General features: G+C 68.0%; 19 protein-coding genes. 8 read left to right on the forward strand and 11 right to left on the reverse strand.

Annotation, left to right across the window (positions count from 1 at the left end):
• The first annotated feature begins 75 nt into the window (after positions 1 to 75).
• From minC to minE, 3 genes are read left to right on the forward strand one after another with little or no spacing between them, the layout of a single operon-like run.
• A complete protein-coding gene (minC, locus tag EJO66_RS11660) occupies positions 76 to 852 on the forward strand; it encodes a septum site-determining protein MinC (RefSeq protein WP_124960302.1) in 777 nt (258 codons plus the stop codon).
• 55 nt (positions 853 to 907) lie between these two features.
• Entirely contained in the window at positions 908 to 1,723 is an 816-nt protein-coding gene (gene minD / locus EJO66_RS11665; RefSeq protein WP_124960303.1) for a septum site-determining protein MinD, read from the forward strand.
• A 3-nt stretch (positions 1,724 to 1,726) separates the two neighbouring features.
• Complete coding sequence (gene minE / locus EJO66_RS11670) at positions 1,727 to 2,005, forward strand: cell division topological specificity factor MinE (protein WP_012745230.1); 279 nt, start codon at positions 1,727 to 1,729, stop codon at positions 2,003 to 2,005.
• Positions 2,006 to 2,053: 48 nt separating this feature from the next.
• Here minE and EJO66_RS11675 read toward each other — a convergent pair whose 3' ends face one another.
• Positions 2,054 to 2,971: an alpha/beta fold hydrolase gene (locus tag EJO66_RS11675; RefSeq protein WP_125965326.1), complete on the reverse strand. Its 918-nt coding sequence runs from the start codon at positions 2,969 to 2,971 to the stop codon at positions 2,054 to 2,056.
• Between the two features lie 214 nt (positions 2,972 to 3,185).
• A complete protein-coding gene (locus EJO66_RS11680) occupies positions 3,186 to 3,788 on the reverse strand; it encodes a TetR/AcrR family transcriptional regulator (RefSeq protein ID WP_124960305.1) in 603 nt (200 codons plus the stop codon).
• Positions 3,789 to 3,978: 190 nt separating this feature from the next.
• Here EJO66_RS11680 and EJO66_RS11685 point away from each other — a divergent pair, with 190 nt between their 5' ends.
• Both EJO66_RS11685 and EJO66_RS11690 read left to right on the forward strand, forming a co-directional pair.
• Positions 3,979 to 4,923, forward strand: coding sequence for a CysB family HTH-type transcriptional regulator (locus EJO66_RS11685; protein WP_124960306.1), 945 nt, complete (start codon positions 3,979 to 3,981; stop codon positions 4,921 to 4,923).
• 114 nt (positions 4,924 to 5,037) lie between these two features.
• Positions 5,038 to 5,298 (forward strand): hypothetical protein, encoded by a 261-nt coding sequence (locus EJO66_RS11690; protein WP_012745225.1) that lies wholly within the window; start codon positions 5,038 to 5,040, stop codon positions 5,296 to 5,298.
• Between the two features lie 95 nt (positions 5,299 to 5,393).
• On the opposite strand, the gene EJO66_RS11695 is transcribed toward EJO66_RS11690, so the two are convergent.
• Entirely contained in the window at positions 5,394 to 5,828 is a 435-nt protein-coding gene (locus EJO66_RS11695) for an RcnB family protein (protein WP_124960307.1), read from the reverse strand.
• Between EJO66_RS11695 and EJO66_RS32980 the strand changes: the two genes are divergently transcribed.
• Both EJO66_RS32980 and EJO66_RS11705 read left to right on the forward strand, forming a co-directional pair.
• Complete coding sequence (locus tag EJO66_RS32980; RefSeq protein WP_240648571.1) at positions 5,806 to 6,189, forward strand: hypothetical protein; 384 nt, start codon at positions 5,806 to 5,808, stop codon at positions 6,187 to 6,189. The two genes, EJO66_RS11695 and EJO66_RS32980, sit on opposite strands and share 23 nt — an antisense overlap.
• A gap of 13 nt (positions 6,190 to 6,202) precedes the next feature.
• The gene (locus tag EJO66_RS11705; protein WP_124960308.1) at positions 6,203 to 6,841 is read left to right on the forward strand and encodes a GDSL-type esterase/lipase family protein; all 639 of its coding nucleotides are present in this window, start codon (positions 6,203 to 6,205) and stop codon (positions 6,839 to 6,841) included.
• Positions 6,842 to 6,850: 9 nt separating this feature from the next.
• On the opposite strand, the gene EJO66_RS11710 is transcribed toward EJO66_RS11705, so the two are convergent.
• The 4 genes from EJO66_RS11710 to EJO66_RS11725 all read right to left on the reverse strand — a co-directional run bounded on the left by EJO66_RS11710 (position 6,851) and on the right by EJO66_RS11725 (position 8,969).
• Entirely contained in the window at positions 6,851 to 7,369 is a 519-nt protein-coding gene (locus EJO66_RS11710; protein WP_125965327.1) for a class IV adenylate cyclase, read from the reverse strand.
• 112 nt (positions 7,370 to 7,481) lie between these two features.
• Positions 7,482 to 7,847 carry a hypothetical protein gene (locus EJO66_RS11715; protein WP_124960310.1) on the reverse strand — a complete coding sequence of 122 codons (366 nt, stop codon included), beginning with the start codon at positions 7,845 to 7,847 and terminating at the stop codon, positions 7,482 to 7,484.
• Positions 7,844 to 8,449, reverse strand: a complete 606-nt coding sequence (locus tag EJO66_RS11720; protein WP_124960311.1) for a cob(I)yrinic acid a,c-diamide adenosyltransferase — start codon at positions 8,447 to 8,449, stop codon at positions 7,844 to 7,846. The genes EJO66_RS11715 and EJO66_RS11720 overlap by 4 nt, the downstream gene beginning before the upstream one ends.
• A gap of 13 nt (positions 8,450 to 8,462) precedes the next feature.
• Positions 8,463 to 8,969 (reverse strand): DinB family protein, encoded by a 507-nt coding sequence (locus EJO66_RS11725; protein ID WP_124960312.1) that lies wholly within the window; start codon positions 8,967 to 8,969, stop codon positions 8,463 to 8,465.
• Positions 8,970 to 9,054: 85 nt separating this feature from the next.
• On the opposite strand from EJO66_RS11725, the gene EJO66_RS11730 reads away from it, so the two are divergent.
• Positions 9,055 to 10,479, forward strand: a complete 1,425-nt coding sequence (locus EJO66_RS11730; RefSeq protein ID WP_124960313.1) for an FAD-binding oxidoreductase — start codon at positions 9,055 to 9,057, stop codon at positions 10,477 to 10,479.
• An 81-nt stretch (positions 10,480 to 10,560) separates the two neighbouring features.
• On the opposite strand, the gene EJO66_RS11735 is transcribed toward EJO66_RS11730, so the two are convergent.
• The 4 genes from EJO66_RS11735 to EJO66_RS11750 all read right to left on the reverse strand — a co-directional run bounded on the left by EJO66_RS11735 (position 10,561) and on the right by EJO66_RS11750 (position 13,979).
• A complete protein-coding gene (locus tag EJO66_RS11735) occupies positions 10,561 to 11,460 on the reverse strand; it encodes a CsgG/HfaB family protein (RefSeq protein WP_124960314.1) in 900 nt (299 codons plus the stop codon).
• 109 nt (positions 11,461 to 11,569) lie between these two features.
• Complete coding sequence (locus tag EJO66_RS11740) at positions 11,570 to 12,517, reverse strand: ParB/RepB/Spo0J family partition protein (protein WP_124960315.1); 948 nt, start codon at positions 12,515 to 12,517, stop codon at positions 11,570 to 11,572.
• Positions 12,517 to 13,065 carry an RBBP9/YdeN family alpha/beta hydrolase gene (locus tag EJO66_RS11745; RefSeq protein ID WP_125965328.1) on the reverse strand — a complete coding sequence of 183 codons (549 nt, stop codon included), beginning with the start codon at positions 13,063 to 13,065 and terminating at the stop codon, positions 12,517 to 12,519. Before EJO66_RS11745 ends, EJO66_RS11740 begins: the two co-directional genes overlap by 1 nt.
• The gene (locus EJO66_RS11750) at positions 13,065 to 13,979 is read right to left on the reverse strand and encodes a ParA family protein (protein WP_124960317.1); all 915 of its coding nucleotides are present in this window, start codon (positions 13,977 to 13,979) and stop codon (positions 13,065 to 13,067) included. The genes EJO66_RS11745 and EJO66_RS11750 overlap by 1 nt, the downstream gene beginning before the upstream one ends.
• Positions 13,980 to 13,986: the final 7 nt, after the last annotated feature.

Consider the following 13,986-nt stretch of genomic DNA (forward strand, 5'->3'; position numbering starts at 1 on the left):
TTGAAGCGGGCCCCGGTCACTGGCCGGAAGCCCGCGCCCGTTAGACTTCAACGCTTTTCGCACCGACGTTTTCCAATGGCCGATGTCTCCGCCGCGCGCACCAAGGCGGTTTTCGAATTCAAGAGCGCCACGCTGCCGCTGATCGCAGTGATCCTCAAGACGGCCGATCTGGCCGTGCTGGCCGAGGCCCTCGACGCGCAGCTGGCCGACTCGCCCGATTTCTTCGAGCAGGAGCCGGTGGTCATCGACCTCTCGCAGCTGCAGCCGGACGAGGAAAGCGGCGAGGAACCCGCCGAGCTCGACTTCACGGCGCTGCGCGGCCTGCTGGCGCGCCACCAGACGCAGCCGATTGCGGTGCGCGGGGGCAACAACGCCCAGAATGCCGCGGCCCGCGCCGCCGGCCTGTCGCTCACGGCCATGCCGGTGGCGCCCGCGCCGCGCTCCCCGGCACCACCGGCCGCTTCGCCGGCGCCCGCCAGCGAAGCGCCGCAGATCGTGCGCGAAGTGCCGGTGCCGGCCAACGGCACCCTGCTGATCGACAAGCCGCTGCGTTCGGGCCAGCAGGTCTACGCCCGCGGCGGCGACGTGGTGGTGACCGCGGTGGTGAGCTTCGGCGCCGAGGTCATTGCCGACGGCAACGTGCACGTCTACGCGCCGCTGCGGGGCAAGGCCATTGCCGGCGCGCGCGGCAACACCGAGGCGCGCATCTTCTCGACCTGCATGGAAGCGCAGCTCGTGGCCATCGCGGGCATCTATCGCACCAACGAAGTGCCGCTGCCCGACCCGGTGCTCGGCAAGCCCGCCCAGATACGCCTGGACGGCAAGAAGCTGGTGATCGACGCGATTCCCTGACGGGCCGCGCCGCATCCGACAACCAATAACCGAATCGAAACAAGAAGGAATGGCCATGGCCAAAATTGTGGTGGTGACCTCAGGCAAGGGCGGCGTCGGCAAGACCACGACGAGCGCCAGCTTCGCGTCGGGCCTCGCGCTCGCGGGCAAGAAGACGGCGGTGATCGACTTCGACGTGGGCCTGCGCAACCTCGACCTCATCATGGGCTGCGAGCGCCGCGTGGTGTACGACCTGATCAACGTGATCCAGGGCGAGGCCAACCTGAGCCAGGCGCTCATCAAGGACAAGCAGTGCGACAACCTGTTCGTGCTCGCGGCCTCGCAGACGCGCGACAAGGAAGCGCTCACGCAGGAAGGCGTCGAAAAGGTGCTGACCGACCTGGCCGCCATGGACTTCGACTACATCGTCTGCGATTCGCCCGCCGGCATCGAGACCGGCGCGATGATGGCCATGCACTTTGCCGACGAGGCGCTCGTGGTGACCAACCCCGAGGTATCCTCGGTGCGCGACTCCGACCGCATCCTGGGCATGCTCAGCAGCAAGACCAAGCGGGCGAAGGAAGGCGGCGACCCCATCAAGGAGCACCTGCTGATCACCCGCTACAACCCCAACCGCGTGGCCGGCGGCCAGATGCTCTCGCTGGAAGACATCCAGGACATCCTGCGCATCAAGCTGATCGGCGTCATTCCCGAATCGGAAAGCGTGCTGCAGGCTTCCAACCAGGGCGTGCCCGCGATCCACGACAAGGAAACCGACGTGGCCAAGGCCTACAGCGACGTGGTGGCGCGCTTCCTGGGCGAAGACCGCCCGATGCGCTTCGTCGACGCCGAAAAGCCGGGCTTCTTCAAGCGAATTTTCGGAGGCAAGTAGGCCATGTCCTTTTTCTCGTTCCTGCTCGGCGAAAAGAAGAAGACAGCCAGCGTCGCCAAGGAGCGGCTGCAGATCATCCTCGCGCACGAGCGGTCCAGCCTCAGCGGCAAGAAGCGCCCCGACTACCTGCCCGACCTCCAGCGCGAGCTGATGGCGGTGATCTCCAAGTACGTGAAGATCAATGCCGACGACATCAAGGTTCACCTGGAAAAGCAGGACGACCTCGAAGTGCTCGACATCAAGATCGAGCTGCCCGACCCGGCCCCCTCGCCGGCGCGCTGAAGAAAGAACGCGCGGCTGGCGGCATTGCCGGCCCGCCCTGCCCACCGCTCAGGACTGCGCCACGAAGCGCACCACCTGGCGGACCACGTCCTCCTCCTTGAGGATGCGGCGGTGCCCCAGTCCCTGCGTGGCCACCAGCCGCGCTCCCCTGATCGCGTCTCTGTAGGCCTGTGCGTCGGCAAAGCGGTTCACGCGGTCGTCGCGGTCATGCACGATCAGCGTCGGCTGCGCGATGCGCGGACCGACGGCCGCCGGCTCCAGTTGCGCCATCAGAACGCCTTCGCGCGCCTCGAACCGCCGCTGCATGGCCAGGCGCGTCGCCTCGCTGAGGCCGAAGGTGTGCGCGAAGTAGCGCGTGTATTCGCGCGGCGATGCCGGCGGCGCAAGCAGCACCAGCCGTTCGGCGTTGAGGCCCTGCGCGGCCGCCAGCGCAAGCCCGTTGGCACCCAGCGAATGGGCGGCCACCGCGCGCAGCGCATGGCCGTCGGCCGCCAGCCTGGCAACCACATACGCGATGGCCCGCGCGAACTGCGGCGAGTTGCTCATCGTGCCTGCGCTGCGGCCATGGGCCGGCAGTTCGAGCAGCACCGGCCGCAGGCCCGCATCGGCCAGCGCCTGCGCGAGCGCCAGCATCTGCCCCGCATGCCCGCCCCAGCCGTGCACCAGCAGCACGACAGGTGCCGATTGCGCACCGAAGTCCTGCGCAGCCGGGTGATAGAGGCCGAGGCCGGCGTTTTCGAAAGCCCAGGCCTCGCGCCGCCACGCCGCGCCGGGCCCCTGGCCGCGGTAGAGCCACTTGGGCGGCAGCGGCGTGCCGAACACGCGGTAGGCGGCGCGCACGCCCAGCGCGGGCCACAGGCGCTGCGAGGCGGTCAGGCCGAAGCGCAAGGCGCGCATCAGGCGGCCCGGGCGGTAGTAGTTGGACTGGGCGGCATGCGTGGCCGCGGAGGTGGTGGTGCTCGTCATGCGATGGGCTCCTGCGTTCTTCATTCAGTACCAGACCCAGTCCTCGTTGCTGCGCGGCAGGCTGCGCAGCGCGGTGCGGACGGTTTCGGCGCCGATGGCGCCCAGGTAGACGGCAAGACAGAGGGCGATGATCAGCATGGTGCTTCTCCTTTTATCGCACGATCGTGCGAAATTGAGACAAAGAAAGACGGAACGGAATGGCCTGTGCCGTGGCTCAGGCGCGGTAGCTCGAAAGAAGCCGCTGCCAGGTCTGCGTGGCGTGATCGGCGGCCTGGGGGTCGCGCAGGAAGCGCGCGTCGTGCAACAGGCCCATGACGAGGCCGTTCAATTCGCTGACCAGCTGCGCAGGGTCGGTGTCGGGCCGCAGCTCGCCGGTTTCCACCGCCTGGAGCACCGTGCGGCGCAGCGCGGCGCGCCAGCGCGTGATCTCGCCGAACAGCAGGTCGCGCAGCTCGCCTTCGCGGTCGTCGTATTCGAAAGCGCCCGCCATGTAGATGCAGCCGGTTTCGGCCTCGATGTCGCGGGTGCGGGCAATCCATCGCCCGACGATGTCGTCGAGCCGCGCGAGGCCCTTGGGCTTCTGCATGGCCGGCACGAACACGTCGGCCAGGAAGCGGCGGCCGTATTCCTCGATCACCGCCTTCTGCAGCGCCTCGCGCGAACCCACGCGCGAGAACACGCCGCTCTTGGAGAGCGCCAGGCGGCTGGCCACGGCCTGCAGCGTGATGGCCTCCAGGCCTTCGGCCAGCGCAAGGTCCATCGCCGCGCCGACGATGGCGGCGCGGGTGAGTTCGCTTTTCTGGGTCTTGGCGTCCATGCGGTCAACTTTAGCACAGTCGTGCGAAATTGCAAATCCACTGCAGGCGCTCCCGCAAAAAGGCCGGCACAGATGTTTTGCTCATGTGAAACCAACAAACGCATCGTTCCCCGCATAAGCACTTGTGCCGAGAATCGCCGCTCGGCCCGCTGCGGGCCTGTGCCTTCCCCCCGATCTTCTTCCGCGCCAGATGAACTTCCAACAACTGCGCTCGGTACGCGAGGCCGTTCGTTGCGGCTTCAACCTGACCGAAGTCGCCCATACCCTCCACACTTCCCAGCCGGGCGTGAGCCGGCAGATCCGCGAGCTGGAGGAAGAGCTCGGCATCGAGCTCTTCGTGCGCGCCGGCAAGCGGCTCACCGGGCTCACCGAGCCGGGCGGCCACGTGCTGCCGATCATCGAGCGCATGCTGATGGAGAGCAGCAACCTGCGCCATGCCGGGCAGGAGTTCGTGGCGCAGCAAAGCGGCCTGCTCTCGGTGGCGGCCACGCATTCGCAGGCGCGCTATGCGATGCCGGTGGCGGTGCAGGAATTCCGCGCGCAGTTTCCCAACGTGAAGCTGCACCTGCACCAGGGCTCGCCCAAGCAGATCGCGCAGATGCTGATTGACGGCGAGGCCGACGTGGGCATAGCAACGGAGGCGCTGGGCGACTATCCCCAGCTGGTGGCCCTGCCCTGCTACCGCTGGACGCATTCGGTGATCGTGCCGCCGGGCCATGCGCTGCTGGATGCGCCGCTGACGCTCGAGGCGCTCACGCGCCATCCGCTGATCACCTACGACACCGGCTTCACCGGGCGCTCGCGCATCGATGAGGCCTTTGCACAGCGCGGGCTCGCGCCCAACATCGTGCTGGCCGCGATGGACGCCGACGTGATCAAGACCTACGTGCAGCTGGGCATGGGCGTGGGCATCGTGGCCGGCGTGGCGTACGAGACGGAGCGCGACACGCAGCTGCGCGCGCTCGATGCGGGCCGGCTCTTCGGCATCAACATGACCAAGCTCGCGGTGCGGCGCGGCAACTACCTGCGCAAGTACGTCCACGCCTTCATCGAATCGTTCGCACCCACGTTGACACGCGCGGTCGTCGAAAAGGCTCTGGGCGATGAAGCGAAGGGATCACACTACGAAATCTAGGGTCTGCGCAATGCATTCGGCGCCTGCAGCAACAGGTTTTAAAAAGAAGCGCGCCGCTTCACACAGGGAGCGTACATTCGGGTTAATTCCTTGGCTTCCCGGAACGGATCAGCAATGGCATCGACCCCGCAGCAGCAACAGAAAACAAGGGCCGCCCTGAAGGCCGCCGACGCCGCCGAGCGGCGCGAGCGGTTGAGGCGGGCATTGCCCGCCACGGTGGAGCTGCTGCAGAGCCGCCAGGCGGACCGCATCGACGACAGCGACATCGAGGCCTACGTGAGCCTGAACTGGCTCGAATGGCACGGCGGCGGCCTGCGGCTCACCATCACCGGGCGCAATGTCTGCGCCCAGTCGCTGCCCACGGTGGTGGCCTGAGAGGCTCGCGCGGCCCAAAACAAAAGACCGCCGCAGGAAGCCCGCGGCGGTCTTGAAATGTTCGGCGCGCAGCAGCAGCCTGCGCGCCCGGCTGGTTACTGGCTGCCCACGATGATCTGCGCGATCACGCCGGTGGCAATGGCCGCGAGCACGTAGTCGCCGCCCACGCCCACCCACTGGTAGCCGCGCGGCGGCTGCTGCAGGCGGTAGGCGCGCCAGTCGTTCACCACGTAGTTGCGGCCTCGGTACTCGTGGGGCACGCGCCCGCCACGGCGCCATTCCGCGTGCGGCTGGGGGTAGCCGCGGCGATCGAAATGGCGGCCGGGACGATAGTCCTCGCGACCGTAGCGGCGGTCGTCGTGCCGATCGAACCGGCGGTCCTGCTGCTCGTAGCGGCCGTTGCCATGGCCGTTGCCGCGGTTGCCGTGGTCGCCGTCATGGCCGCGGCCTTGTGCGAAGGCGCTTCCCGCTGCCATGCACATCGCGAGCGCCGCAGCAGCGACGGCCATGCTCTTTGACTTGATGATCATCTGGAACTCCTTCGTGTTGATGACGAATCCATTGTCAGCGGTGCTTGTGTCTGCCCCGCACGCATCAGGTCGCCGTCAGGTGAAATCAGGTAAGGGCTGGTATCGGGGCGGCGTGTTGTCCGACCCTGGCGACAATGGGCCTCCAAACCATCCAGGGCGTGGAGGCGCCATCATCAACATGCGTGACAAGATCATTGGTGCCATCGGCATCGTGTGGGGCGGGGGCATGCTCCTGAGGTGGCTCATGTCGGGCCCGCCTGCCGGCATCGGCGGCTATCAAGGCGGCCAGACCGCCGTGGCCCTGCTGGGCGCGGTCATGCTGGTTGCGGGCCTGTACCGCTTCTTCAAGCGTCCTGACTGAGGCGGCGCGCAGCATGAAGCGACGCCACCTCCTCCACCTGCTGGCCGGCGTGCCCGCTGCCGCCCTTGTGGCCGCCTGCGGCAAGCGCAAGCCCTCCGCCGCCGCGCTGAAATCCGATGCCCGCGTACTCGCGCTGGGCGACAGCCTGACTTTCGGCTACGGCGCGCCGCCCGAGGCCGCCTGGCCCGTGAAGCTGGGCGAGCTCACCGGTTGGCAGATCGAGAACGCGGGCCTCAATGGCGACACCTCGGCCGGCGCACTGGAGCGCCTGCCGCCGCTGCTGGCCGCCGGCAGCTACGACGCGGTCCTGATCGGCATCGGCGGCAACGACATGCTGCGCGGCGTGTCGCCAGCGGCCACGCGCGAGAACCTCGCAGCCCTTGTCAGCCAGGCGCGCGCGCACACGCCCTACGTGGCGCTGCTGGCCACGCCCTCGCCCGACGCGATGCGCGCGGCCGTCGGCTCGCTGAGCGATGCGCTGTTCTACGAGGAGGTGGCGAAGTCGGGGCAGGCGCTGCTCGTGGCCAATGTGTATTCGAGCGTGCTGTCGGACGCATCGCTGCGCTCCGACCGCATCCATGCCAATGCCGAGGGCTATGCCCGCGTTGCGCAGCAGCTCGCCGACCAACTCAAGGCCGCGGGCTGGCGCTGACCGCAAGGCTCAGGCGGCCTGCAGCAGGTCGACGTAGGCACCCTGCACGAGCTGGCCGGACGCAATGCCCAGTTGCGCCATGAGCCCATGCGCTTCGGCCGTGCCGGCCTCGGCAGGCTCGCCTTCCTTCAGCACCACTTCGAGTTCGAGGAATTCGCCCAGGCCTTCCACGCGGTCGAGGTGCACGCGCGTGCGGCCCACGATGAACAGCCGGCGCTGCTTGCGCACGCGGCCTGCCTGGCCCCAGGCAAGCGTGAGCGATTCGCGCAGTGCGTCGGGCGTGGTGGTGGGCGAGATCAGGTAGAACGATTCCTTTGGGCCGCTGCTGTTGGCGCGGCGATAGAAGATCAGCTCGGCGCGGTCGGGCGCGAAGGTGCGCAGCTTGAGGCGGTCGACGCTGTTGTCGCAGCGGAAGAAGGTGTCGTCCTGCGCGATTTCGACCGGGCCTGAATCGGCGAGCTTCGCGGCGATGAGTGCCACGCGTTCCACGCTGTCGATGCGGGCCTTGATCTCTATGTTTCTTGCCATTTCTGGTGGTCTGCGTGTTGCGGCTTCGGTCTTTGTTCGGGGCTTTTGTTCGGGGCTTTTGTTCGGGGCGCGTGCACAGGCCACCGGGTACTCCCCTGAACGAGCGCTCACATCAAGGCGCGTTACCCTGCGGCCCCACAGGCGGCGGCGCAGTGCGGCCGCTGGAACCCGGGGCGAGCTTGCGTCCGAAGGACTCCCCCACCCGGCGCACCGGCCGGCTGGCTTTTTCCGAAACGTTGTTGACGCCGCGCCGCGTCGCGTTCTCTGCGCGGTCGATGCCGCGGCCGGCGGCGTGGGTGCCGCGCTGCACGCTGTTCACGACCTTGCTGTCACGCGGCGGCGGCTGGAGCGTGTGCGCGGGCTCCGTCCTGGGCGGACTGTCGGCGCTCTGCGCGTGAACGTTGGCGGCGGACAGCAGCAGGAGCGCGGCGCCGCACGCGGTCTGCGTGAATGCATGGGCAAACGTCTTCTTTGTCATGATGGGCTTCCTTCTTCGTCGTTGGGCTCGGCAGCATCTGCCGCCGCGGCGCGCGCCATGCGTTCGCTCTTCCAGTAGACGTCGTCGCCGCCGTTCATCCGGTTGAGCACGCGCGCGAGCACGAAGAGCAGGTCGCTGAGCCGGTTGAGATACTGGCGCAGCGCATCGTTGAGTTCGGCCGTCGCGCCGAGCGCCACCACGGCGCGTTCGGCGCGCCGCGCCACCGTGCGGCACACGTGCGCGAGCGAGGCCGCGCGCGTGCCCGCGGGCAGGATGAATTCGGCCAGGCGCGGCAAGGCGGCGTTGTGCTCGGCCAGCGCGTTGTCCAGCTGCAGCAGCGCGTCGGCCTTCAGCAGCGTGTAGCCCGGCATCGAAAGCTCGCCGCCCAGGTTGAAGAGCTGGTGCTGCACGTCGACCAGCAGCTCGCGCACGGGCTCCGGCATGGGCTCGCACAGCAAGAGGCCGATCTGCGAGTTGAGTTCGTCCACGTCGCCCATCGCGTGCACGCGCAGGTGGTCCTTGGGCACGCGGGTGTTGTCGCCGAGGCCGGTGGTGCCGTCGTCGCCGGTGCGCGTGGCGATCTGTGAGAGTCGGTTGCCCATGGATGCTCCTGGTTTATGCAGCGACTGCGGCCTTTGACGCGTCGATCTTGCCGGCCAGCCATTGCAGGCCCGCCAGATGCTGCTGGTCGTGGCTGCAGAGGTAGTGGACAAGGCTGCGCATCGTGAGCGGCCCATAGCCTTCGAACACGGCCGTGCGCGCAAGTTGCATGTCCGTCAGGTTCGAGACGATTTCCATGGTCCGGGCACGCGCGATGCGGAATTCAGCCAGCACCTTTGCCGCGTCGGCCATTCCATAGGCGCGCGCAATGGCGAGCGGTTCGCTGTCGATCGAGGCCAGCGTCGGATGGCTTTCTTCCAGCGTGCGGCGAAAGCGCACGTGATAGCCCTCGACCTCGATGTCGCGCACGTGGCAGAGCTGCTCGATGGCCGTGAAGGCCTCGCTGGGCACGCCCTCCCACGAGGGCGGCGCCCAGTGGCGGAAGGCATCGGGAATGGCCGCGTAGTGGGCTTCGAGCTGCGAAGGGAATGCGGCAAGCGCCGCGAGGGTCGTGGGGTTCATGGCTTTTTCCGAAGCGCATTATGGTGCTCGCTCCGTAAAATGGCCGAGCAGAGCCCCGCCCCCATTTCACCCCAGGAGACGCCCGATGAACGCCCCGACCCAAACCTCGCACCTGATGCCGGAGCTTCATCTGCGCGAAGTGCCCGACAGCCTGATCGAAGGCCTGAAAGCGCGCTTCGGCGTCAACTGTTCCACGGCCATGGCCGTGCGCACGCAGCATGGCCGCGACGAGTCCTCCTTCGACGCACCGCCCCCCTCGGCGGTAGTGTTTGCCGAAAGCACGCAGGACGTGGCCGACGCGGTGAAGCTCGCGAGCGAGCACAGCGTGCCGGTCATTCCCTTCGGCGTGGGCTCGTCGCTCGAAGGCCACCTGCTCGCGGTGCAGGGCGGCATCAGCATCGACGTCTCGCGCATGAACCGCGTGCTGTCGGTCAATGCCGACGACCTCACCGTCACCGTGCAGCCCGGCGTCACGCGCAAGCAGCTCAACGACGAGATCAAGAGCACGGGCCTGTTCTTTCCCATCGACCCGGGCGCGGACGCGTCCATCGGCGGCATGACCGCCACGCGCGCGAGCGGCACGAACGCAGTGCGCTACGGCACCATGCGCGAGAACGTGCTGGCGCTCGAAGTGGTCACGGCCGGCGGCGACGTCATCCGCACCGGCACGCGCGCGAAGAAGTCGTCCGCCGGCTACGACCTCACGCGCCTCATGGTGGGCAGCGAGGGCACGCTGGGCGTGGTCACCGAAGTCACGCTGCGCATCTATCCGCTGCCCGAGGCGGTCTCGGCCGCGATCTGCTCCTTCCCGAGCATCGAGGCCGCGGTGCGCACCACCATCGAGACCATCCAGCTCGGCGTGCCGATCGCGCGCGTGGAGCTGATCGACGTGAACACGGTGCGCATGGTCAACACCTACGCCAAGCTGAACCTGCGCGAAGAGCCGATGCTGCTGATGGAATTCCACGGCTCGCCGGCCGGCGTGAAAGAGCAGGCCGAGACGGTGCAGGAGCTCGCGAGCGGCCACGGCGGCAATGCCTTCGAATGGGCCAGCACGCCCGAAGAGCGCACGCGCCTTTGGACCGCGCGGCACAACGCCTACTTTGCGGCCGTGCAGTCGCGCCCCGGCTGCCGCGTGATCTCGACCGACACCTGCGTGCCCATCTCGCGCCTGGCCGACTGCCTGCTCGACTCCGTGGCCGAGGCCGATGCCAGCGGCATCCCCTATTTCCTGGTCGGCCACGTGGGCGACGGCAATTTCCACTTCGGCTACCTGCTCGACCCGAACATCCCCGAAGAGCGCGTGAAGGCCGAGGAACTGAACCACTCGCTCGTGAGCCGCGCACTGGCGCTCGAGGGCACCTGCACCGGCGAGCACGGCGTGGGGCTGCACAAGATGGACTTCCTGGTGACGGAAGCAGGCGTGGGTGCGATCGACATGATGCGCACGATCAAGCGCGCGCTCGACCCGAAGAACATCATGAATCCCGGAAAGATCTTCGCGCTCTGATCCCTTCGGAAGTACGCTCATGAAAAAGCCCGGCGGCTCGCAAGAGCGCCGGGCTTTCTTGTCGGTGGCTGTGCGCCTTGCTTACCTGCGGCGGCGTGCGGGCGCCGGCTGCTCGGCCGGCACGTAAGTCTGCGACGGCGCCGCGCCGCCATCCACGCCGAGCCGGCCGCCGCCGCCCAGGCCCTGGCCGCGCACCGTCTGCGCCTTGTAGCTGCGCAGCGAACGCACCATCTGGTTGAAGGCGTCCATGAAGGCCGCGGCAATCACCTTGCCTTGCGCCGTGTTGGTGTAGCCACCGAGGCCGCCGCCCGCGCGGCTGCCGAGCACCGAGCCGAAGGCGCCGAAATCGGTCTTGGAGGCACTGCCTTCCGAAGCCGCCACCTGCACGCCCGAGCGGTTGTCGATGAGCGTCAGGAGCGCGCTGGCTTCCTTGGTCTGCAAGCTGCCGCCAACGGCCGCAAGGGCGCGACCTCGGCCGCCACCGACCAGCCCGCCCAGCGCGCCGCCGATGCCGCCGGCATCGCTGTTGCTGAACACGATCTCGGGCGACAGGCCGTAGTCGGAAGCCACCATCTGGCCGCGGCCGAAGTTGCTGCCACCGCGCATTTCGCCCGACTGCATGAGCGCGCGCTCGCGCGTCATGGCGTTCATGCCGGCCGCGCCGCGTTCGACCACCACGAAGCAGTTCGACTGCTGCACCAGCAGGCGCAGCAGGTTGGCCGTGGGCGGCAGGCGGTATTCGCCGGTGAGGATGGTGTACCAGCCGGCATTCACGTTCTCGATCAGCGAGACGGTGCCCAGCGGCGATTCGCAGCGCTCGAGCTGGCCGCTTTCGCCGGCGGTGGCGGAGCCCGCGGCACTGCCCGTGGCCATGGTCTTGGCCGACTGGCTGCCCATCTGCATGTCGGTGGTCACGCAACCGGTCAGCAGCAGCGCGCCCACAGCCACGGCCGCGAACGGAAACTTTGTCCTGAACTTCATGGAGAACTCCCTCTCGTCGAGATCTGGTGTTGAAAACGTCAGCGGCGAGGATACGCGTAAAAGATTGCAAGAATCAATCACGCGAATGTCCGACTGGACGCCCCTGCGCCTAGGCCGTTCGGCGGATGCGCTCGATCAGCCCGTTGAGCGCCTCGATGGAGCCGAAGTGGATGGCCAGCTCGCCGCTCTCCTCCACCTTGCCGCCGCGCTTGCTGCGCTTCTTGATGCGGACCTCGACCTCGGCGGTCAGCAGGTCGGCCAGTTCCTCTTCCACGCGCTGCAGGTCGCGCGACTTCTCGCCGTCGTTGCTGCGGCGAGACGGCGTGAGGGTGAACTCGGCCGCCAGCCTTTTCACCAGCGCCTCGGCTTCGCGCACCGACATCTTCTTGGCCGCGATCTGGTTGGCGGCCGTGATCTGCGTGCCGCGGTCGAGCGAAAGCAGCGCCCGGGCATGGCCCATGTCGATGTCGCCCGCCATCAGCATCTGCTGCGCCGGCTCGGCCAGGTTCAGCAGCCGCAGCAGGTTGCTGGCCGCGCTGCGCGACCGGCCCACGGCCTGTGCGGCAGCTTCGTGAGTGAGCCCAAACTCTGAGACCAGGCGTTGCAGGCCTTGGGCTTCTTCAAGCGGATTGAGGTCTTCGCGCTGGATGTTCTCGATCAGCGACATGGCCGCTGCGGCTTCGTTGGGCACGTCGCGCACCAGCACCGGCACGCGGTCGAGACCCGCGAGCCTGGCGGCGCGGAAGCGGCGCTCGCCCGCGATGATTTCGTACTCGGCGTTCTTGGCGGCGGCCGATTCGGCATCGAGCCGGCGCACCAGGATCGGCTGCATGATGCCCTGCGCCTTGATGCTCTCGGCCAGTTCGTACAGCGCGCCTTCGTCCATGCGGGTGCGCGGCTGGTAGACGCCCGCCACCATCTCGTCGAGCATCAGCGTGTTCGGATTCTGCGCGGCGGCGCCCTCGTCGGAGCCGGTGGGGTCGGCGGACGGCGCGGCCGTCGGGCCGAGCAGCGCTTCGAGGCCGCGCCCCAGGCCCTTGGGTTTCTTGGTCGCCATCAGTGCGTGTCTTTCGTCGAGATTTCGTTCAGTAGTTGCCGGCCCCGGGCCCAGTCGCCCAGGCCGGATTCGGCGTTCAGGTGGCCGCCCGCACCGGTGTCGACGAAGCGCGCGCCCCAGTCGGCGGCCATCTGGCGCGAGCGCGCGGCCTCGCAGTAGGGATCGTCGTTGGCGGCAATCAGCACCGAGGGAAAGGGCAGCGGCTGGCGCACGATGGGCGCCCAGCCCGGAATCAACTGCCGCAGGTCGTCGCGTTCGAGGTCGCCGGGCGCCACCAGCAGCGCACCCCGCACCTTGTGCGTGTTGCGCGAATGCGCGGCCCAGGCCGCAACGAGGATGCACCCCAGGCTGTGCGCTGCAAAGGCCACGGGGCCAGGCGCTGCGAGCACCTCTTCTTCGAGCCGCGCGGACCAGTCGCCGCGCAGCGGCCGCATCCAGTCGTGCTGTTCGACCCGGTGGTCGCCATGGACCGACTCCCACCGGGTCTGCCAATGGCCAGGGCCGCTGTTCTGCCAGCCCGGCAGCAGGAAGACGCGAGACTCGGCCATCAGAAGCTTTTTTCGCCAGAATCGGGGCCGCCGGCCGGCGACAGCACGTCCTCGGGAACGGCCAGGTTGGGCGGCGCGACCGGACCGACCGGCGCAATGGGAGGCGCAACGGCCCCGGATGCGAAGGCGCTGGCGGGCGGCATCTTCTCGACCAGTTCCTTTGCGAAGGCAACGAAGGCCTGGCTGCCGCGGGCGGCCGGATCGAACACCACGCCCGGCAGGCCATAGCTCGGCGCCTCGGCCAGCCGCACGTTGCGCGGGATCACGGTGTCGAACACCTTGTCGCCGAAGTGGGCCTTGAGCTGCTCGCTCACCTGCTGCTGCAGCGTGATCCGCGGATCGAACATCACGCGCAGCAGGCCGATGATCTGCAGGTTCTTGTTGAGGTTGGCATGCACCTGCTTGATGGTATTGACCAGGTCCGTGAGCCCCTCGAGCGCGAAGTACTCGCACTGCATCGGCACGATCACGCCATGCGCGGCGCACAGGCCGTTGAGCGTCAGCAGGCTCAGGCTCGGCGGGCAGTCGATCAGCACGAAGTCGTACTCGGCACCTACCGCGGCGAGCGCCGTTCGCAGGCGTTTTTCGCGGCGGTCGAGCGCCACCATTTCGACTTCGGCGCCGGCGAGTTCGCGGTTGGCACCCAGCACGTCGTAGCCGCAGCCGCCCTCCACCAGCTTGTCGGCCTTGACGCGCGCCTCGGCCACCGAAGCCGACTCGAGCAGCACGTCGTACACCGTGAGCTCCAGCTGGCGCTTGTCGATGCCCGAACCCATGGTTGCATTGCCTTGGGGATCGAGGTCGATCATGAGCACCCGCTGGCCCACCTTGGCCAGCCCGGCGGCTAGGTTGACGGTGGTGGTGGTCTTGCCGACGCCGCCCTTTTGGTTGGCAATACAGAAAATCTTGGCCATATGAGGA

Source organism: Variovorax beijingensis (assembly GCF_003951285.1).
GTDB lineage: Bacteria > Pseudomonadota > Gammaproteobacteria > Burkholderiales > Burkholderiaceae_C > Variovorax > Variovorax beijingensis.